The organism is Kiloniella spongiae (genome assembly GCF_001026905.1).
In the GTDB taxonomy this organism is placed as follows: Bacteria; Pseudomonadota; Alphaproteobacteria; order Kiloniellales; family Kiloniellaceae; genus Kiloniella; species Kiloniella spongiae.
In genome coordinates this window covers 278131-295731 of the sequence record NZ_LAQL01000003.1, presented here as the reverse complement: position 1 = coordinate 295731, position 17601 = coordinate 278131, and the positions used below count along the sequence as shown (strand labels likewise).

The following is a 17601-nucleotide window of genomic DNA, read 5'->3' as shown; positions in this document are numbered from 1 at the left end:
TATTGGTCCTGTTTCATCGTGCAGCCAGAATCTAAACTAGCCCTTTTTAAACATCCTCATGACTTCAAACCCCTTAATCGTGGCGTAGGCCGTTTTCATGGTTTGGAAGCCAAGGGTGGGCTTAATTAATCGCTTGAGTTTGCCATGATCTCCCTCAAGCCTGTTATTCAGGTATTTGATCTGGCGATGCAAAAGCTCATTAAGGATCTTGCCTTCAGCTTTCAACTCCCTGATAGCTTCTCCATATGTTGGAGCCTTGTCTGATGAGATCGATAAAGGGACATATCTCTTATTACGTTTGAGGGCCTTGCTAAGGAAATGCTTGGCTGCTTTGGTGTTGCGCGTTGCGGACAAGTAAAAATCGAGAGTATCTCCGCCCTTATCAATCGCTTGATACAAGTACTTCCACTTCACTTTAACCTTTATATAGGTTTCATCCACGCGCCAGTAATAAGAACGACTTCTCTTGAACCACAGGAGCTTCTTTTCAAGTTCAGGAGCATAGTCCTGAACCCACCGGTAAAGCGTTGAATGATCAACCTCAACTCCTCGTACCACCATCATTTCTTCAAGCCTTGCTCGTCAGGATCATGGAATGGCCTGAGAGAGATCTCTATAGCTGATACCGTACTTACAATACCAACGGACACATTGAAGGATGACCGAGCCATGATAGTGACGCCACTTGAACTCAGACATCGAGAAATCCCGCTAGGAAAATGAAAATCTATTGAAGAGTAACTCTGAGTGAATTTTTTGCAATAGAGCCCCAAATTTGCGTATCTAAGTCATCTCCTTAATATTTTGCTCCCTCGTAGAAAATGGCATTGTTTTCAGGCTATTATCATTTGAGATTTAGTTTTCACACAGTCTGAGACCGTAGAAAAACACCTTCATGGGGCAATCTCTCTTTTAAAACTCTTAGACAAAAAAACCTTAAAACAACTGGGCTTAAATAGAAATGAGATCATTGATCTTATCCTAACTTAACCTTCGAAACTTGTGACAAGAGACTTTCGTCGTATTCATTTTCATCCCGCACTCCTCACAATCGTTCACTTGACTTTGATCTCAGATGATCGGCAACAAGATGACGGAATTGCTGTTTTCGTGTACTATAGGCAATAGATAAGCGGATAGCGGCCCGATTGGGCGGCACAAGAACCGCCTTTACAAAATGGCAGAATGTTTGTCCCTGCCCTTTTAATGGGCGTTTAGCTGTCGTCTAGCTGTAAAGTTATATCAAGTTATTAGTGCTGTTCGCGAACCCACTGGTTCAGGAGATAAGACTAATGCCGAAAACAGCAACTCAATACGATCCTGTTGTCGATCTAGACAGGACAGCCGTGAAAAGCATCCCTAAAATCAACAAAATCACTGTCGAAGATCTCATGGATGTTATCGCCAGGGGTCTGAATGATTTCAAACAAAAACCCAGCCATATTTTACTGCTGGCTATAATCTACCCCATCATTGGTCTTCTGGCTGCCCGTATGGCTGCGGGCTACGATATTATCCCTCTGATTTTCCCCATTGTCTCTGGCTTTGCCCTGCTAGGCCCCATTGCCGCATTGGGCCTATATGAGCTTAGTCGTCGTCGCGAAAAAGATATGAGCCTGGCATGGCGTCATGTCTTTAACATCTGTCATTCCCCCGCCATTGGATCCATCAGCGCATTGGGAATATTGCTCACGGTTATTTTTCTTGTCTGGCTGGTCACTGCACTGATGCTTTTCAAAACCATTTTCGGCACCGCTGAGATTACCTCAATCGGTGCCTTTATCAGTCAGGTTCTGACAACTTCTGCTGGATGGAATCTTATTCTTATCGGTTGCGGGGTTGGTTTCGTCTTTGCTGTTGTTGTCCTTTCCATCAGCGTTATTTCTTTCCCCATGCTGCTGGACAAAGATATCAGCGCCGCATTGGCCGTACAGACATCGGTAAAAGTTGTTATGACTAACCCTGTTCCCATCGCCGTTTGGGGGACCATTGTTGCTGGTTCAATGCTGGTCGGGTCGATCCCGTTCTTTGTCGGCCTTTGCGTGGTGATGCCTGTACTGGGGCATTCCACATGGCACCTCTATCGCAAGGTCGTTGCTGAATAAACACTATGCTGACAAGATAAAAACCATAGGCTTTATAAATCAACGTCCGAGTACAGAAACTGAGCCGCAAATACCTGACAAAAGGAAATAGCGGCTCAGTTTTTTTTCAGGCTTTTTCCCTTAAGCGGATTTCCCCTCTCATATGGGGATGAAAGAGGCAATAATACTCGCCAGCCATGTCTTTGGTGACAATCAGTGTTCGACGTTGATTTAAGGTAAGTTCTTCTGTATCCCAGCGACCATCAAGAGCGGTCGCAGTATGAGGACTGATATCACGATTGATCCAACGGATCTTATCCCCCGGGCAGACCTCAATTACGTCAGGCACAAAGACGAGATTACGAATTTCCACCGTATGTTCCCGGCTGTTATCAGCTGCATTTGTCAAGCTGGAAAGCCCGGCCAACGTGCTCCCCCCGACGAACACGCCTGTCGAGATCCGAGTTGATGCAACAAGAACGCCTGTTGCACCAACCAAGTTCATTACACCCGTCAAAAAAGAGCGCCGTTCAGATTTTTTTTGATTTGTATCTCCCTTGTTAGTTGTATTCCCGGACATTACAGCATCTTTCGTTACAGGATTTTTGATATATTTTTTTGGTGAGGGTCCTTACTTCAGCTTCTTCACCATCATTTCCGCATGCCCCTCATGAACTTTGAAGATCTCAAGCCCTTGTTTGAACAACGCTTTTACTTCTTCATTTTCGATATTGGGAATAAAGCTGTGCTCAACCAGTTCATTGACTGCCTTGTGATAAGCCAGTTCATTTGCAGCATAAGCCCGATCAAACTCGACGCCCCGTAATGCCGCCAGATCGGTGATGATCTTTTCAGAATTTTTATTCAAAGTCTGGCTCAGGAAATTATCCTGTGCCTGCGCACCAAGCTTGCCAAGAAGGTCAAGCGCAGCTTTGTTAACCGCTTCATGATCCCGGATCATGGTTTGGGCAAACTTCCGTACCTCGGGGTTATCAGACAAGGCCAAGGCCAGATGCGCATACTTGATATCAATGTTATCCGCACTGTAGGCAACGTGCGCAATCTCCAAATCATTCAACTCAGCAGGATTTTCCGCTACAGCAGGCGCTGTGAAAGCTATGCTCAAAGAAATAGCACCCAGAGCTAAAATCTTCACGGTTTCACCACCTAAGGCTTGGACAACAGAAGTTAGTTTCTTCATTTTCTTTCCATTCATTCTCTATAAATTCAACAGGAACAGGAAAGACTGAATTAGTTGAACTGTGAATGCCTGAGAGTTCATTTTATATGGCAGATCGTTCAAACCGCTGGACGTCACTTCAAAGCTTGCACATAGTTAAGCAACAACGCCCCACATACGCGGCTCTGTTTAAGGTCGGAACACAAAGTAGTAGAAAGGTTTGGCTCATGCTGGATGCACTTAGCGATATTCTTACACGTCTTTCCGTGAAAGGTACTCTCTACTTTCGCACTTCCTTTACTTCTAGATGGGGATTGGAAGTTCCCCCCTTTGAAAATGCCGCCCGTTTTCACTTTGCCCATCGGGGAACCTGTAAGGTTATGATCAACAAGACAGGCGAAAATCTGGTTCTTGCACAGGGCGATCTCGTCATCATCCCGCACGGTGCCAGCCACAGTCTCTTTTGCGAGAACACCTCACCCCACGAAATTCTTCCACTGGATCGTGTTCTGGAAGAGTCCGGTTACAAAGGGGACGGCGTATTGGTCTATGGCGGCGGTGATATGGACAAAGAAACTCAATTGATCTGTGGCCATTTTTCCTTTGCCAAAGATGCAAGGCATATGATCTTTGATCAGTTGCCCGACTATATCCATATCCCTAACTATGGCGAAACAGCCGGGAAGTGGATGGAAGCAACTCTGCGCATGATTGGTGATGAGACCGGCGGTTCAAAATTCGGCGGCGACCTCATCGCTCTTAAAATGTCCGAAGTTATCTTTGCCCAGGCGATCAGAACCTTTATAGAAAACCAGGGATCAGATATCACAGGCCTTGCTGCCTTTGCCGACCCGCATATATCCCGTGCCCTGAATGCCTTCCACAAAGCACCGGCTGAAAGCTGGTCAGTAGAAAGCCTTGCCCGTGAAGCCGGGTTGTCGCGAACGTCTTTTGCACAACATTTTGCCAAAAAGATGGGTGTCACCCCCATTCAATACCTGACATCGTGGCGCATGCAAATTGCCCGACAGGGGTTGGTTGAACAAAAAATGAATGTCGCTGAAGTTGCCGCCTTGATCGGTTATGCATCGGAATCAGCTTTTTCCCGGGTTTTCAAAAAAGAAGTGGGCGCATCCCCGGCAGAATACAGAACAGCCCACTAGTTTGAACGATCAGGCATATTTGCTGAACTATCTGAACTTCATCGTCCGAAAAATTCCCTTACATTGATCTTATGAGTTTTGAACCACCTTCCCTCTCATGAGGTAAAGGTCCCTCAAAGAAAGTCCGAATTTATCAACGGATTTAAATGTAAAGGATGCATATAATGATACCGCGTTTTGTCACCAAAAATATTCACGCTTACCTTGATTACCCCGTTGCGGTCAGCCTGATCGCCCTGCCCTTTATTCTTAATCTCGGCAGCAGTCACCCGGTTGCCCTATGGCTATCCGTTATCACAGGTGTGGCCGCCTTTATTCTTACCCTGCTGACCGATCACCATCTGGGTGTGATACGGGTTCTACCCTACAAACTCCACCTGACCGTTGATTTTGCCGTTGGTGCTCTCTTTGCCCTGATCCCCTTTATCCTGAGCTTTAATGGTATCGATGCCATTTACTACTGGGCAAACGGCCTCGCCGTTTTAGTTGTAGTCGGATTACATAAACCAGAAGAGACTATGCAGTTGGCATAATTTTACATCATAAAACCTGCATACTTTAAACGTCCGGCTGTCATCCTATTGATCGATCAGAGAATAAGGGTACAGCCGGATTTTTAGTTCCATATTATTATGTAAGCAGTATTTAACGAATTGAATGAGCACTATCAAACCAGGCTGTACCTTGCAGGTTTTCACGAGTAACAATTTCAACAGGTAGAAAGTTAGGCTGTATCGTTTTACCGTTTAAATAAGCGATGAGATTATTTACGGTATTAAAGGCCGCTGTCCGCATGTTTTGATGAATAACAATATCCATAGATCCTTCCAGCAAATATCGATGAGTTTTAGGCGTAAGGTTATGTCCGATAAGTATAATTTCATCATTAACACCAACTTCTTTTAATGCTCTGACAATACCTTCATTGCCACCTCCGACATTATATACCCCTGTCAGCTCTGGCGTTTTTTTAATCACATTGATCAATTCCTGATAATTTCCGTCGATATCATCGTGACCAGAATAAGCACCGATGACATCAATTTCCGGAAAATCTCGTCTTAATATCGTTCGGAACCCGATCTCACGATCTTCATGGCTGTGATAAAGTTGACCGCCGGAAATTATTGCAATTTTCCCCGTCGTTTTTAACATACGCCCCATAAGAAAAGCTGCCGTGCGACCAGCTGCACGATTATCAACACCGACAAATCCAACCAAAGGTGCATTTGTTAATCCAGATAAAAGTGCCAAAGTTGGTATTTTATAAGAAGCCAGTTCATGTACAGCATCCCGAACATGTGGATCATCAAGAGGTTGGAATGCAACGGCATCAATTCCTTGCCCAATACAAGCCAGTAATTTTCGAGCCAATATTTTGGGTTCCATTTTCTTTGTAAAAATGCACTCAATTGTCGCGTTTCCCTGTGCTCCGACATCCTGAAAACATGATGCAAGATATTCAGTCGAAGGCCCCGCACTATCCGGGAGTAAAACCTTTAGTCTCCAAGGGCGGGATTGAATAATTTCGTCACCCTCTGTTTCAATCGCCAACTTTGCCTGTAAAACACGTTGTTTGGTTGCGCTCCCTACATGCTTTCGATCATTTAAAACACGGTCGACCGTCGCAGTGCTCACACCTGCAACTCGAGCAATTTCAGAAATCCTGGCAACACGATTAATTTTAATCATTTAATACATATAACCCTGGTCAGCATCATCAACGATTATAAACAATCATATCACATCAAAAAATAACATCAAAAAAATATACTTCACGCATTTCAAAGATATTTTTAAATAAAAGCCCCCTAAAACAAAATAATAATATATTGATTTTAAATAATTTTTATAGATTTAATTCATATAAATTCAAAAAATACCCAACATTATTTTAAACATCAAATTACATCAATTTGTACAAACTGATTGATTTGAAAATCACAACTGTCACTATAAAAGAAATCAGATACATCAAAAAAATAAACGCGTATCAAAACAAAAGCGAAGAACATCGCACAATCAAATAAGCATAAAAAACGTCATACCCTCAAACATATGGCGATAAATCTTGGAGGAAAACCGCTTGAATCAATTAGATTTTGGCATTGTGATCGAAAGATGGGACGAGCTTTTGCACGGCGTTGCATTGACACTAGCCCTGTCGACAGCCGGAATAGTATGCTCATTGATCATTGGTGTAATCGGCGTTGCCATGCACCGTACCAAGAATCCTTTGCTGCAAGCCCCTGTCATTGCTTTTGTTGAATTAATCCGAAATACCCCGTTCTTAATTCAACTTTTCTTTTTATTTTTTGCTCTTCCTCTTTTGGGCGTACGCTTGAACCCGACAATTACTGCGATTATCGCCCTCGCCATAAATGGTGGAGCTTATTCGATTGAAATTATTCGTGGCGGCGTTGAGTCAATTCCGCGTGGACAGATAGAAGCCGGGGCCGCACTCGGATTATCTTCGACACAGATTTTCCGTGACATTGTTTTAATTCCAGCTCTAAGAGCAATCTATCCCGCTCTTTCATCTCAATTTATCCTTTTAACACTCACCTCTTCGGTTTGCTCTTCAATTTCAGCAAGTGAGCTCACTCACTTTGCCCAAAGAATTGAATCTGAGACTTTCAGAAGCTTCGAAGTGTATTTCACGATCACCGGTCTTTATCTGTTGATTTCGTGGTTGATCATGACTGCGCTTTCATCAATTGGCCGCCGCCATTTCAGCTATCCAAACTAGTGTGTAAATAAAATGAACGCATTTGGCTTACCAGAAATACTCTTCCTTCTTCAGGGCTTGAAGTGGACAGTATTGCTTACAATTATCAGCTTTATCGGCGGTGGTGTCATTGGCTTGCTAATAGCGCTGGCACGTGTCAGCACCTCACCGGTTATTCAGCGTTTGGCCGCGGCCTATATTGCCCTGTTTCAAGGTACCCCTCTATTGATGCAACTGTTCATCATTTATTACGGGTTAGCTTTGTTACAAATCAACGTTGACGCATGGATTGCAGTTTCCTTTGCCTATACAGCGCATGCCAGTGCCTTTTTAGGTGATATCTGGCGGGGCACCATTCAATCGCTACCGCGTGGACAGACCGAGGCAGCAAACGCCCTTTCCCTTGGATACGTTTCTCGTATGCGAGATATAATCTTGCCACAAGCTCTGAAGATATCATTGCCTGCCACGATAGGCTTTGCGGTACAATTAACCAAAGGCACATCACTGGCTGCCATCGTAGGCTTCATCGAACTCGCGCGCGCCGGCCAGATTGTTTCAAATCTTATTTTCCAACCCCTTCTGGTCTTCGGGATAGTCGGCTTAATCTATTTCGCGATCTGTTGGCCAATGTCAATTTGGGGAACACGTATGGAACGAAGAATGTCCCGAAATCACGCATAATTAAAAGCACGGATAAAACGAGTGCTTACCCGTCTCAATAAGCACAGACAATATTCTGTTTGAAACACTCGAACAGCAAAAGGCAGCTCAGGCTGTAATAAATCAACTAAAACAAGGAGGATAATAAAATGAAATCAAATCACACTCAAAAACATCCCATGGCCCGTATCGCAACAAAAGCCATCGGGGGCATGATGACAGCCATCGCCATTTTGGGCTTCGTCGGCACCAAGGCTTCAACAGCTGACACATTGGATAATATAAAAGAACGCGGTAAAGTCGTCATCGGCATTCAGGGGGACAATCCACCCTTTGGTTTCTTAGATTCCACAGGAAAAAATGACGGCTATGACGCTGATCTGTCAAAGCTCTTTGCGAAGCATCTCGGTGTTGATCTGGAGCTGGTTATTGTCACGAACCAAAACCGGATTGCCGCCCTGCAAACGGGTAAGGTTGATGCGTTGTTTGCCACCTTGGGCATAAGCGCAAAACGCGCAGAATCCCTGCAGTACAGCATTCCTTATGCCGAAGACAGCATGCCTGTGATTGCCCCAATTGATGTCACTGTTTCTGATTTTAAAGATCTGAACGATTTGACCGTTGGCGTTCCAAAAGGCAGCACACAAGAGAACATCGTGCCCAAAGTTGCAGACAAGACAACCATGCTAAGCTTTGACGATGATTCAGCTACGATCCAGGCTCTGCTTTCCGGTCAGGTTGATGCTATCGGCGGAAATCAATTTGCAATGGGTAGAATAGAAGAACGCGCCCCGGGTAAATTTGAGCAAAAGCTTATACTTGCAACAAACTACAAAGGTGTTGGCACTATTTTGGAAGATGCCAAAATCAATGCCACAGTTAATTCTTTCCTAGAGGGCCTCAAAAAGGACGGAACAATGGAAACTCTTTACCAGAAGTGGTTTGGTCTGGAGCAACCAAAATTTGAAGCACCGGTCGAAGGCGTATCCTTTACCGTAAACTAATAAAAAAAGACCAAACAGGAAGCCGTCAAAATGCAAAACACGTCCCCGTTAAACACTGCCTCAATGTCTGTCTCGGAAAATGAAACCCTCATTGAGCTAAAAAATATCAACAAATGGTTTGGCGGCTTCCATGCTTTGAAAGATATCAGCTTAACAGTCAACAAAGGGGAACGAATTGTTCTGTGTGGGCCATCCGGTTCTGGAAAATCTACATTAATACGATGCATTAATCATCTGGAAGCAATCAAAGACGGGACGATTACGGTAGCGGGCAAGGAAATGGCAAATGATGCGAAATCAATTGATTCCATTCGCCGTGAAGTCGGCATGGTATTCCAGAGCTTTAATCTATTCCCTCACCTAAAGATTATCGACAATTGTTCACTCGCCCTGCGTCGTGTCAAAGGAATGCAACGAGACGAAGCAGAAGTTATCGCACGTAAATATCTAGACCGTGTTCATATCCTCGAACAGGCTGATAAATATCCCGCTCAACTGTCGGGCGGACAGCAACAGCGTGTCGCAATTGCCCGGGCTTTGTGTATGGAACCCAAGGTCATGCTGTTTGATGAACCAACATCTGCACTCGACCCTGAAATGGTGAAGGAAGTTCTGGATACAATGATTGGATTAGCCCAAGATGGAATGACAATGATTTGCGTTACCCACGAAATGGGATTTGCCCGGAAAGTTGCAAACAGGGTGCTATTTATGGCCGATGGGCAAGTACTGGAAGAAGCAGCCCCGGATGAGTTCTTTTCTGCACCCAAACATGAACGTGCCAAAGCTTTCTTGGGTGAAATACTTGCTCATAACTAGAGCTCAAAAACAGCACAACAATAAATAACGCTTAATTTTCATGAGCGCGCCATACATTGGCGATCATTCTTATCAAGCGTAACCATACTTTATTAATTAACGACCCTGATCCTTCTGGTTCAACAAACAGGTTATTGGATCTTAGGGGCATTGGGGTGTCTTCTGGACTGCCCGACGCACACGGCGTTGAAACCCCAGCCCAACAGGCGATTAGCCCGCCTGATCACAATCAGTACATAAACAGGAGGTAAATATGCACAACGCAGGTGTCATCGGATTAGGAGATATGGGGAGTGGCCTGGCCAAGAACCTGATTAATAATGGTTTCAAGACAACAGGTCTGGATCTGTCAAAAGATCGCATGGTTACATTTGAAGCCATGGGTGGTTCGCCAGCTAAAACAGTGGCTGAAGTCGGGCAAAATGCAACCGCCGTCTATGTCATGGTGATGAATGGTGATCAAGCCAAATCCGTCATTCTGGGGGACGACGGCTTGGTCAATCATATGTCCAGTGGCAGTGTTATCATCCTGACAGCAACCATTAAACCATCTGAAGCACGTGAAATCGCTGCCGCAATGGAAGGGGCCGGTATCCATCTTATTGATAGTCCGGTATCAGGCGGTTTTCCCGGCGCACAAAGCGGTACTCTGACAATGATGGCAGCCGGAACAAATACTGTTCTGGATCAATATGCCTCTGTCATGCAGGCAGTATCCAAAACCATTCATCGTGTCGGCGAGAATGCTGGTGACGGGCAGGTTGTAAAATCCTGTTTGCAATCCTTAATCGGGTCAATTTTTGGGGCAACTTTTGAAGCTGCTGCACTTGCCGCCAAAGCCGGGGTAAAAGGCGATGTTTTATTCAATGTGTTTTCAACATCAGGCGCAGGATGCGGTGTTGCAAATACCGCCCTTGAAAACATTATCGACCGACGATTTGAAGGCACGGGGTCCGGCATTGGCACAATGCATAAGGACTTAACCATCACCCTCGCCATGGCAGAAGAAATTGGCGTGCCATTACACATGGCCTCCACCGCCATGCAAATCTTTCACGCTGGCAAAAGTAAGTATCCGGACGGGGATAACTGGGTCTGCACACGTGTCATCGAAGATATCATTGGTGCAGAGTTGCATCGTTAATCAGGAGTACCGAATATGAAACTAGGCGTTATCTGTGACGGCATAAGCCGCGATCTGGCTCACACCGTTGATGTTATGGACGAATTTGATCTTGAATATGCCGAGCTACAGTTTGTTGGCGACACTGAAGTCGGTGATCATAGCAAACAGGAAATCGCAGAAATTGATAAGCTGTTACGTGATCGGGGAAAGCCTGTTTCGTGTCTGAGTCGTCATGTCTTTGCTGGCATGACCGGTGCGAACAAGCAAGGCGACGAGCTACACACAAAACATATGGATGCTTTGAAACGCGTAATAGAGATGGCACATATCGTAGGATCCCCTTTGGTACGCATCATGTCATCCAAAAAAGAACAAATTCTTTGGGGCCACAACGGTGCCGAAAAATGGAATGTCGCAAAAGGTGCCTGGGATGCGATGCTGCCTCTGATATCACCCGCTGTTGACTTAATCAGATCCGAAGGCCTGAAACTGGTCGTGGAAACCGGCAACGGCACGATGGTGAATTCCAATTATACCGCGCGTAAACTGATAGATGATCTAAATGCCAAGGATGCATTACAGGTACTGTGGGATCCTGCAAATAACTGTTGGTGTCATGAAAACGCATTCCCCGAAGGATACAATGAAGTAAAAGACGGATATCTTGGACATATTCATATTAAAGATGTTCAGGTTGATACCCCCCGCGCAACACTGGAAGTTCGCAGAATGGGTGAAGGTCAATTGGCACGTCTTTTCCAGCCTATCGCTGATGCGCTTTGTCGCGACAACTACGATGGAGTCATTTCATTCGAAAGCGTTTATCACCCGGGCAATAACGATTTTGAAGAGGGCTTCCGCCAATGTATCGGACAATTTAAACAGCTCTTCTCTTAGGTGTGCCTCACTGATTACTCCCTAAGTGCCACCCTGCTTCTTTAATCATTATTAGTGGTAGTGTTTAAAGCTCTGGCACTTATTTAACCCCGCTAAACTGATAAACGTTTGGCGGGGTTCTTTTTTCATACGATAAAATTGCAAATTAAAAGGCCTATCATTCGGTAACAATTTGGCCTTCGGCAACGATCCGGTTTTCCACAGCAATATCATTTTGCTCAACAACGGCAGGCTGTTTTCGTACACCCAGTCTGGGATGGAGCTTTCCAGCCACAACCCAGGCCGCAAACATACCAAACCCCGCGGTAGCAAAGAGCGCCGAGATAGGTGCAACAAGCAAGACCAGCCACGCCACACCCGGACTGATAATACCGGATATATCCCGAAAGGTAGAATAAACCGCAGACATTTCAGTACGTTCCGATGGCCTGACCGCCATCAGAAAAGGCAATCCGGCACAGATATCCAACAGAATTAGAAACAGTGTTCCAAATAAAAGAAACCCAACCGTTACCCAAGGCATGGATGCACTAAAGGTCGCCGCAATAAAAACACCGCCCCCAATCAAAAAGCCCGCACGTATAGCATGGCGAACAGAGTTTCTTTCAATCCACATCAGCATAAAAGGGGTCAGGAACAACAAGCTGTTGGAAACAGACAAAGCAATCCCGCCAATGCTTTCATCCAGTCCGGCCTCTACCGCGTAAATTGGCAGATAAACGATATAAACCCACCAGCTACAGGACTTTATAACCGCAAATAACCATCCGGCAATCAGTCTTGGTTGCACAAAAAAGCGTTGAATAAAAGCCACCGGATTTGGCGTCGGGGCACGGGCTTTGGTAATGAGTTTGCCGTCTCCTAGGCGCATCCACCAAAAGACAACAAGCAGAACAGTTGCGCCTAGGGCAGAAACTAGAAATGGCGCAGGCGTCCACCACTGTAACAACCAGACACCACCTGCTGGTCCCGCGGACCAAGCCAAGGCGCTATAAAATAAACGCAGGGTTTCGGAACGCTTCAGTTCAATCTTTGCAACATAATCCAGCACATAAGCATTAAAACAAACAAAGAGGATGACCACCGCAACGGTGTAGGAAAAAAGAGCCAGTGCAATCGCAATGGGCGAACCTTCTATCGCAAGGGAAGAGCTGACAATAAAAAGCACAGCCCCCAATGAATACATCCAACGACGGGGAATAAAGCGTGTCAGCCACGGCACCAGTAAGCCACAAGCAAGCGATATAATCCCGACAAAGAAATATATTTCGGAAACAACCAGCGTATCCTGAAATGCCCGATACATCACAAGGGGGAAAACAGAAATCAAAATACCGCGGGAGATTGATTCGATACCGGACAGAACAGCAAAGCCCTTTGCCCCCGGCGTCGGGGCATGACGAAGCCATTCGGGAATTCGACGCTGAAACATCTAATCACCTCATAACCTGTTGGTTTTAAAAGAGCATGCTTTTTGAATGGTGTCTCTCTTATCACCGACAAGAATGATGATTTTTAAGGTGAACCTGTCTTATTCACGCCGTTTTTGATGTTATACAGGGAACGCCAACGCACCATTAATAGCGTACTGCAGCGTTTACTTCAGCAATTGAACAAATCACAAATATTGAGGTTATTTTTTGACTAGGAAATATTAATCCTGTGTCAGATCAACTTCTTTCATCACCAAAAGTCGCGCATAGGTCGCTGTCCATAGAGCAACAGTAAACACCAGTAGCAGGCTCCATTGAACAAAAGGAACAAAAATTTGAACAAAAAACTTCGACTTGACGGCCAGCAAATTAAAGAGGTCAGGAAATTCAGCCAAAAAAGCGAAAAAAGCCCAAATGACAGCACCAAAGATCGCTGCGACAACAAAGTTGAGAAGAAACAGGCCAAGGATAGCAATATAATTACTTTTACTGAGTTCTAGCGTGCGTTTTAAAGCCCCAATAAAACTTGTTTTCTCTATCACCGTTAGTGGTATTAGGATGAAGAACAAAATACAGAATATGTGGTATGGTGCCTGTATCGCGATATCCAAGACAACGGGATATTCGCTCAAAATCGCACCGGAACTATCAACCTTTAAAAAAACATCCACCCAGACATCATAAATATACACTTCAACAGTCGGGTAAACGATCTCGGTAATAATCACAAGTATCAGAAGAGCCGAATTAAAACGCAAAAACTCTTTCGGAAACCACGCGCCAGCCTCTTTCTTGTCAGGATTGCGTAGGCACTGAAAACAGCGCCAAGACACCAGCCAATAGAGCGCATAGGTAAGCAACACGACCAAAGCCATGTGGCCAAGGTAGAGAAGACGCGTTTCGCTGTTTGTAATCCCGGTAATAAGATCCGGAACTTCATCTATTGGAAAAAAGGTAATCACCGTCACAAAGACAGCTGCTATTGGCGCAAAATATAGAAAATTACGCCCCCAAAGACTAAAAGCTTCTAAAAGTGTATCAAAAACAGGAAGCTTTGCGGGAATAGTCGAAGGAATTGCTGTCATTGTGAATGCTCTCTTCTCTTCCAAAGGTTGATATTTATAATATCAGCACACCACAAAAGACAAGCGCTAAGCCAGAAACTGTTCCCGTACTTTATGCAGGTTTTTCATCACCGCGATACAGAGTTCAGAGATTTCGTCGGTTGGGGCCAACATGTCGGGCACCATGATGGTTTGCAAGCCCGCCCCATGTGCTGACCTTACGCCGTTATGTGAATCTTCCAATGCAAGACAGTTTTGGGGCAATACACCCAGACGCCTTGTTACCAGCAAATAAGGCTCTGGATCAGGCTTGCCACGAGATACATCACCGGACGTCACGACAGTGGAAAAATAGGGCATCACCCCGGCATGGGTCAGATGGCTTTCTGCCCGCCGTCTGCTTGTTGAGGTTGCCACAGCAATAGGCAAATCCCGCTCAGCCAAGTGTGCCAGAAGTTCCTCTACACCTGTTTTCAACGGCACGTGACGGGCAAATTCGATTTCTAGTAACTCATGCATTTTACGATTGAATTCATCAAAGGGAAAATCGGTCCCCATCCCTCTGCGAATAACATCTTCCCCTGCCTGCATCGTCAGGCCAACCACGGACTTATAGAGATCTTCGCTGAGCTCGAACCCCAATTCCTTCGCCGCCTCAACGGAAGACCGTAAATAGATCGCCTCGGAATCAATCAAAAGCCCGTCCATATCAAAAACAACGGCCTGTAACTCATGGGCTTTAAAGGGCATAAAGCGAACTCCGACTTTGAAAAATAAAAGCAAAAAATTCAGTTGGACAGGATCAACCAACCGAGAAGAGAAAAGATGTATTCTGAAACCAGAACATTATTTGATGTATTACCCAATACACTATTTTCTTGCGGGAAGCTTTCGTAAAGTCATTCCATATTTATCTTCGTCAGAAAAACCAAGACTTTCGTAAAAGCCTTTGGCGCCACCGTCTTTGCGTCCCTTGCCCGTCAAGAGCATGATTTTATAGGCACCAGCTTGCCATGCCATATCAATAGCCCGTTCCATAACCTGTCTGCCCAGCCCCTGTCCGCGATATCGCTGTGATGTAATGACATTTTCAATCAAGGCATAAGGCCGCCCGAGATAGGTCATGTTGGGCAGAACATGCAACGTTACAATCGAACAGATGGGGGCACAGGTTTGATCGCTTTCCTGTTCTGCGACTGTCGCTTTTTTGCTCTCATCCACAGCAACAATAACCGATGTACCGGGATGCGCCAGCAAAGTCCGCCATTGAGCCAATCCCTCTTCCCCTGAAATTCCGGGAACAACCCCACCAAACTCGGCATAAAGCTCAACGACAGAGGCATAGTCTGTTTCTCTGGCAAGGCGGATTAACATTAACGAACCTGTTACGAGATGATGTCTTAAATGACGAATTTAAAATAAATTATGCGACGGCTTCAGCATACATATTCTACCCCTATTCAAATAGAAACTCCAACAAAGAAAACCAGTTGAATGCCTCCAACTGGTTTTCTTCTATGTACCTGTTTCTTATGCTGCTCTACGCTGCATCAAAGGCAGACAGCACCATATTTGCACCAGCTTCACGGGCGGCGGTCAGGGCCTGATATTCTGGGGATTGGTAAAAGGCATTCAGCTTATCTTGATCTGGGAAGCGAAAAACGGCCGTACCCGGCAGGGGATCTGTGCCTGTGAAAACTTTGATAGGAACACCCTTGAAAAGAAGTTCACCGCCGAACGAAGCCATAATTGGCGCAGCAGCTTGTGCGTAGGTTGCCAGTTTAGCTTGGTCTTTAACAACAAAATGAGCAACAAAATATGCAGACATAGCGTGGTTCCTTATTAAATAGATGGGTAAATTGAATTGATAATTTAATCCTCACACACATGCACAAAAACCGTAAATAGATAGATCTGCATAAAAACCATGCTATATTGCATAGATGGAAAATTGGGATGATCTTCGTATATTTCTTGCCGTTGCCCGCTGTGGATCAATCACAGCCGGGGCGATACAACTCGGGCTAGATCAAAGTACTGTGTCGCGCAAACTTCAGTCTTTTGAGGAAAGATTGGGCCTGAACCTCTTTATTGGCAATGCCAAACGCAACACGCTAAGCCCATCTGGGCAGAGGATTTTTGAAGGGGCTGCAAGACTGGAAAAAGAGGTTGAAGATATCAACCAGAACATCGCCGGATTAAACGAGGAACAAGGCGGGACAATTCATATCGTCACAACCAATATTCTCTCAAACCATCTGCTGATGTCAGTGACATCTGAATTCCTGCACAAATATCCCGACATCAACTTGCGCATTCGCACGCAGGATATTGATGAAAAACATCTGTCCTCAAATAATTCACATCACAATCCACTACCCGGAGATTTGGCGCTCTACGCCACCAACACCCCTAACGAAGATCTCTTTGGCCGCAAGCTGGCAACCGCCACCTTTGCGTCCTATGCCTCTCGCGATTATCTCGACAGTTTAAAGGGCGATCACGACAAGATAGTGTGGCTAAACTGGGATGACGGCACAGCGACGCCCACATGGCCCAGACTGGCCCCCGAAATTCCCGATCACATGTGTCGCCTGCGCAGTGATTCCGTCGCCAACTTGCTCGATGCTGTGCGGCTTGGCATCGGGGCCACCATCCTGCCCTGCTTTATCGGCGAGCAAGATCCCAACCTCGTTCGCCTCACCCCCGGCCAAACCGTCAGCCAGCGCGACATCTGGCTGCTGATGCACAAAGACCTGCGTCGCGTCCCCCGCATCCGCACCTTTGTTGATTTCTTCGTTCAGAGGATTAAGGAACGGAGAGGTATTATTGAGAGTGAGTGATAATCCGGCTTGATTTTTCACAACACCACTTTAAGTTGATTATTTAACAAGAACCATCAAGTGGAACAATCAAGATGTCAGAAAAAGGTTGGCTTTTCGGCGGCGCAGGGCTTTTGTTTCTCGTCTCTCTAGCGATGAGATTATTTGGAATACCAAATATCCTAACCCCTTATCCAATGCCCCTTTTTCTTGTTGCTGTTCTAGGCGGAAAGTACCTATTCCCCTTTATAACACCCCTGCTCTACATGCTGGCTTTAAAGATATTTTCCAATTCAAGACACTTCTCCAAGGTGGTTATTTTCCTGATTTTGGCATTTGCATTCCTGAATTTGTTGTATTTTCTGAACTCATGGGATCTTGCCGTAAAATATCAGAGCTATGATTACGCACTGTTCATTGCCCTAGAAAATGGTGTCGGATTTCTTTTAGCCCTGACAATGGGCCTTGCTGGCCATATCAAGAAATCACGCCGCTTGACCCTAACCGCAAATCTAACCCTCTTTATCCTCCTATCCTGGTGCGCCTTCCCTTACCTCGGAGAAATGCTGTAGTAATTCATAAGATACATATTTTATGATGAGGAAATTCATACACACA

19 protein-coding genes and 2 pseudogenes are annotated in these 17601 nt (G+C 45.3%); 12 read left to right on the top strand and 9 right to left on the bottom strand.

The annotated features are described in order from the left end of the window. Positions 1 to 39: 39 nt before the first annotated feature. Positions 40 to 699 (bottom strand): annotated as a pseudogene (locus tag WH96_RS05310) (IS6 family transposase); the annotation flags it as partial. Positions 700 to 1292: 593 nt separating this feature from the next. On the opposite strand from WH96_RS05310, the gene WH96_RS05305 reads away from it, so the two are divergent. Beyond that, positions 1293 to 2105, top strand: a complete 813-nt coding sequence (locus WH96_RS05305) for a DUF2189 domain-containing protein (RefSeq protein ID WP_082130349.1) — start codon at positions 1293 to 1295, stop codon at positions 2103 to 2105. A gap of 106 nt (positions 2106 to 2211) precedes the next feature. Here WH96_RS05305 and WH96_RS05300 read toward each other — a convergent pair whose 3' ends face one another. Together WH96_RS05300 and WH96_RS05295 are read right to left on the bottom strand one after the other, a co-directional pair. Beyond that, on the bottom strand, positions 2212 to 2664 hold the full coding sequence (locus WH96_RS05300; protein WP_053005712.1) for a cupredoxin domain-containing protein: 453 nt from the start codon (positions 2662 to 2664) through the stop codon (positions 2212 to 2214). Between the two features lie 51 nt (positions 2665 to 2715). Next, on the bottom strand, positions 2716 to 3285 hold the full coding sequence (locus tag WH96_RS05295) for a DUF4142 domain-containing protein (RefSeq protein ID WP_053005711.1): 570 nt from the start codon (positions 3283 to 3285) through the stop codon (positions 2716 to 2718). A gap of 86 nt (positions 3286 to 3371) precedes the next feature. On the opposite strand from WH96_RS05295, the gene WH96_RS05290 reads away from it, so the two are divergent. Further along, positions 3372 to 4427 (top strand): AraC family transcriptional regulator, encoded by a 1056-nt coding sequence (locus WH96_RS05290; protein ID WP_218045010.1) that lies wholly within the window; start codon positions 3372 to 3374, stop codon positions 4425 to 4427. A gap of 164 nt (positions 4428 to 4591) precedes the next feature. Then, positions 4592 to 4960 carry an SPW repeat domain-containing protein gene (locus tag WH96_RS05285; RefSeq protein ID WP_047763062.1) on the top strand — a complete coding sequence of 123 codons (369 nt, stop codon included), beginning with the start codon at positions 4592 to 4594 and terminating at the stop codon, positions 4958 to 4960. 112 nt (positions 4961 to 5072) lie between these two features. On the opposite strand, the gene WH96_RS05280 is transcribed toward WH96_RS05285, so the two are convergent. Beyond that, a complete protein-coding gene (locus tag WH96_RS05280; RefSeq protein WP_047763061.1) occupies positions 5073 to 6119 on the bottom strand; it encodes a LacI family DNA-binding transcriptional regulator in 1047 nt (348 codons plus the stop codon). A 394-nt stretch (positions 6120 to 6513) separates the two neighbouring features. On the opposite strand from WH96_RS05280, the gene WH96_RS05275 reads away from it, so the two are divergent. The 7 genes and pseudogenes from WH96_RS05275 (at position 6514) to WH96_RS05250 (ending at position 11664) form a co-directional block, all read left to right on the top strand. Beyond that, positions 6514 to 7176, top strand: coding sequence for an amino acid ABC transporter permease (locus WH96_RS05275; RefSeq protein WP_047763319.1), 663 nt, complete (start codon positions 6514 to 6516; stop codon positions 7174 to 7176). Between the two features lie 12 nt (positions 7177 to 7188). Continuing rightward, complete coding sequence (locus WH96_RS05270) at positions 7189 to 7839, top strand: amino acid ABC transporter permease (RefSeq protein WP_047763060.1); 651 nt, start codon at positions 7189 to 7191, stop codon at positions 7837 to 7839. Between the two features lie 128 nt (positions 7840 to 7967). Next, entirely contained in the window at positions 7968 to 8822 is an 855-nt protein-coding gene (locus tag WH96_RS05265) for a transporter substrate-binding domain-containing protein (RefSeq protein ID WP_053005710.1), read from the top strand. Between the two features lie 30 nt (positions 8823 to 8852). Beyond that, the gene (locus tag WH96_RS05260) at positions 8853 to 9641 is read left to right on the top strand and encodes an amino acid ABC transporter ATP-binding protein (protein WP_281175835.1); all 789 of its coding nucleotides are present in this window, start codon (positions 8853 to 8855) and stop codon (positions 9639 to 9641) included. Positions 9642 to 9885: 244 nt separating this feature from the next. Then, positions 9886 to 10362 (top strand): annotated as a pseudogene (locus tag WH96_RS22755) (NAD(P)-dependent oxidoreductase); the annotation flags it as partial. Continuing rightward, positions 10345 to 10785, top strand: a complete 441-nt coding sequence (locus WH96_RS22750; RefSeq protein WP_407060097.1) for an NAD-binding protein — start codon at positions 10345 to 10347, stop codon at positions 10783 to 10785. The pseudogene WH96_RS22755 and the gene WH96_RS22750, both read left to right, overlap by 18 nt. A 15-nt stretch (positions 10786 to 10800) precedes the next feature. Continuing rightward, on the top strand, positions 10801 to 11664 hold the full coding sequence (locus WH96_RS05250) for a sugar phosphate isomerase/epimerase family protein (RefSeq protein WP_047763058.1): 864 nt from the start codon (positions 10801 to 10803) through the stop codon (positions 11662 to 11664). Between the two features lie 157 nt (positions 11665 to 11821). On the opposite strand, the gene WH96_RS05245 is transcribed toward WH96_RS05250, so the two are convergent. From WH96_RS05245 to WH96_RS05225, 5 genes are all read right to left on the bottom strand, one after another. Then, positions 11822 to 13096, bottom strand: coding sequence for an MFS transporter (locus WH96_RS05245; protein WP_047763057.1), 1275 nt, complete (start codon positions 13094 to 13096; stop codon positions 11822 to 11824). Positions 13097 to 13318: 222 nt separating this feature from the next. Beyond that, positions 13319 to 14182 (bottom strand): hypothetical protein, encoded by an 864-nt coding sequence (locus WH96_RS05240; RefSeq protein ID WP_047763056.1) that lies wholly within the window; start codon positions 14180 to 14182, stop codon positions 13319 to 13321. A gap of 66 nt (positions 14183 to 14248) precedes the next feature. Further along, positions 14249 to 14911 (bottom strand): HAD family hydrolase, encoded by a 663-nt coding sequence (locus tag WH96_RS05235; protein ID WP_047763055.1) that lies wholly within the window; start codon positions 14909 to 14911, stop codon positions 14249 to 14251. Positions 14912 to 15031: 120 nt separating this feature from the next. Then, entirely contained in the window at positions 15032 to 15535 is a 504-nt protein-coding gene (locus tag WH96_RS05230) for a GNAT family N-acetyltransferase (protein WP_053005709.1), read from the bottom strand. Between the two features lie 166 nt (positions 15536 to 15701). Further along, on the bottom strand, positions 15702 to 15989 hold the full coding sequence (locus WH96_RS05225) for a DUF1330 domain-containing protein (RefSeq protein ID WP_053005708.1): 288 nt from the start codon (positions 15987 to 15989) through the stop codon (positions 15702 to 15704). Between the two features lie 115 nt (positions 15990 to 16104). Here WH96_RS05225 and WH96_RS05220 point away from each other — a divergent pair, with 115 nt between their 5' ends. After that, a complete protein-coding gene (locus WH96_RS05220) occupies positions 16105 to 17004 on the top strand; it encodes a LysR family transcriptional regulator (protein ID WP_047763054.1) in 900 nt (299 codons plus the stop codon). A gap of 74 nt (positions 17005 to 17078) precedes the next feature. Next, positions 17079 to 17555, top strand: coding sequence for a hypothetical protein (locus WH96_RS05215; RefSeq protein ID WP_047763053.1), 477 nt, complete (start codon positions 17079 to 17081; stop codon positions 17553 to 17555). Positions 17556 to 17601 lie beyond the last annotated feature (46 nt).

Excerpts from the sequence above, each read along its gene's own strand:
- WH96_RS05305 (WP_082130349.1), top strand. The coding sequence starts at position 1,293 with ATGCCGAAAACAGCAACTCAATACGATCCTGTTGTCGATCTAGACAGG.
- WH96_RS05300 (WP_053005712.1), bottom strand. The coding sequence starts at position 2,664 with ATGTCCGGGAATACAACTAACAAGGGAGATACAAATCAAAAAAAATCT.
- WH96_RS05295 (WP_053005711.1), bottom strand. The coding sequence starts at position 3,285 with ATGAAGAAACTAACTTCTGTTGTCCAAGCCTTAGGTGGTGAAACCGTG.
- WH96_RS05290 (WP_218045010.1), top strand. The coding sequence starts at position 3,372 with ATGGCAGATCGTTCAAACCGCTGGACGTCACTTCAAAGCTTGCACATA.
- WH96_RS05285 (WP_047763062.1), top strand. The coding sequence starts at position 4,592 with ATGATACCGCGTTTTGTCACCAAAAATATTCACGCTTACCTTGATTAC.
- WH96_RS05280 (WP_047763061.1), bottom strand. The coding sequence starts at position 6,119 with ATGATTAAAATTAATCGTGTTGCCAGGATTTCTGAAATTGCTCGAGTT.
- WH96_RS05270 (WP_047763060.1), top strand. The coding sequence starts at position 7,189 with ATGAACGCATTTGGCTTACCAGAAATACTCTTCCTTCTTCAGGGCTTG.
- WH96_RS05265 (WP_053005710.1), top strand. The coding sequence starts at position 7,968 with ATGAAATCAAATCACACTCAAAAACATCCCATGGCCCGTATCGCAACA.
- WH96_RS05260 (WP_281175835.1), top strand. The coding sequence starts at position 8,853 with ATGCAAAACACGTCCCCGTTAAACACTGCCTCAATGTCTGTCTCGGAA.
- WH96_RS22750 (WP_407060097.1), top strand. The coding sequence starts at position 10,345 with ATGCAGGCAGTATCCAAAACCATTCATCGTGTCGGCGAGAATGCTGGT.
- WH96_RS05250 (WP_047763058.1), top strand. The coding sequence starts at position 10,801 with ATGAAACTAGGCGTTATCTGTGACGGCATAAGCCGCGATCTGGCTCAC.
- WH96_RS05245 (WP_047763057.1), bottom strand. The coding sequence starts at position 13,096 with ATGTTTCAGCGTCGAATTCCCGAATGGCTTCGTCATGCCCCGACGCCG.
- WH96_RS05240 (WP_047763056.1), bottom strand. The coding sequence starts at position 14,182 with ATGACAGCAATTCCTTCGACTATTCCCGCAAAGCTTCCTGTTTTTGAT.
- WH96_RS05235 (WP_047763055.1), bottom strand. The coding sequence starts at position 14,911 with ATGCCCTTTAAAGCCCATGAGTTACAGGCCGTTGTTTTTGATATGGAC.
- WH96_RS05230 (WP_053005709.1), bottom strand. The coding sequence starts at position 15,535 with ATGTTAATCCGCCTTGCCAGAGAAACAGACTATGCCTCTGTCGTTGAG.
- WH96_RS05225 (WP_053005708.1), bottom strand. The coding sequence starts at position 15,989 with ATGTCTGCATATTTTGTTGCTCATTTTGTTGTTAAAGACCAAGCTAAA.
- WH96_RS05220 (WP_047763054.1), top strand. The coding sequence starts at position 16,105 with ATGGAAAATTGGGATGATCTTCGTATATTTCTTGCCGTTGCCCGCTGT.
- WH96_RS05215 (WP_047763053.1), top strand. The coding sequence starts at position 17,079 with ATGTCAGAAAAAGGTTGGCTTTTCGGCGGCGCAGGGCTTTTGTTTCTC.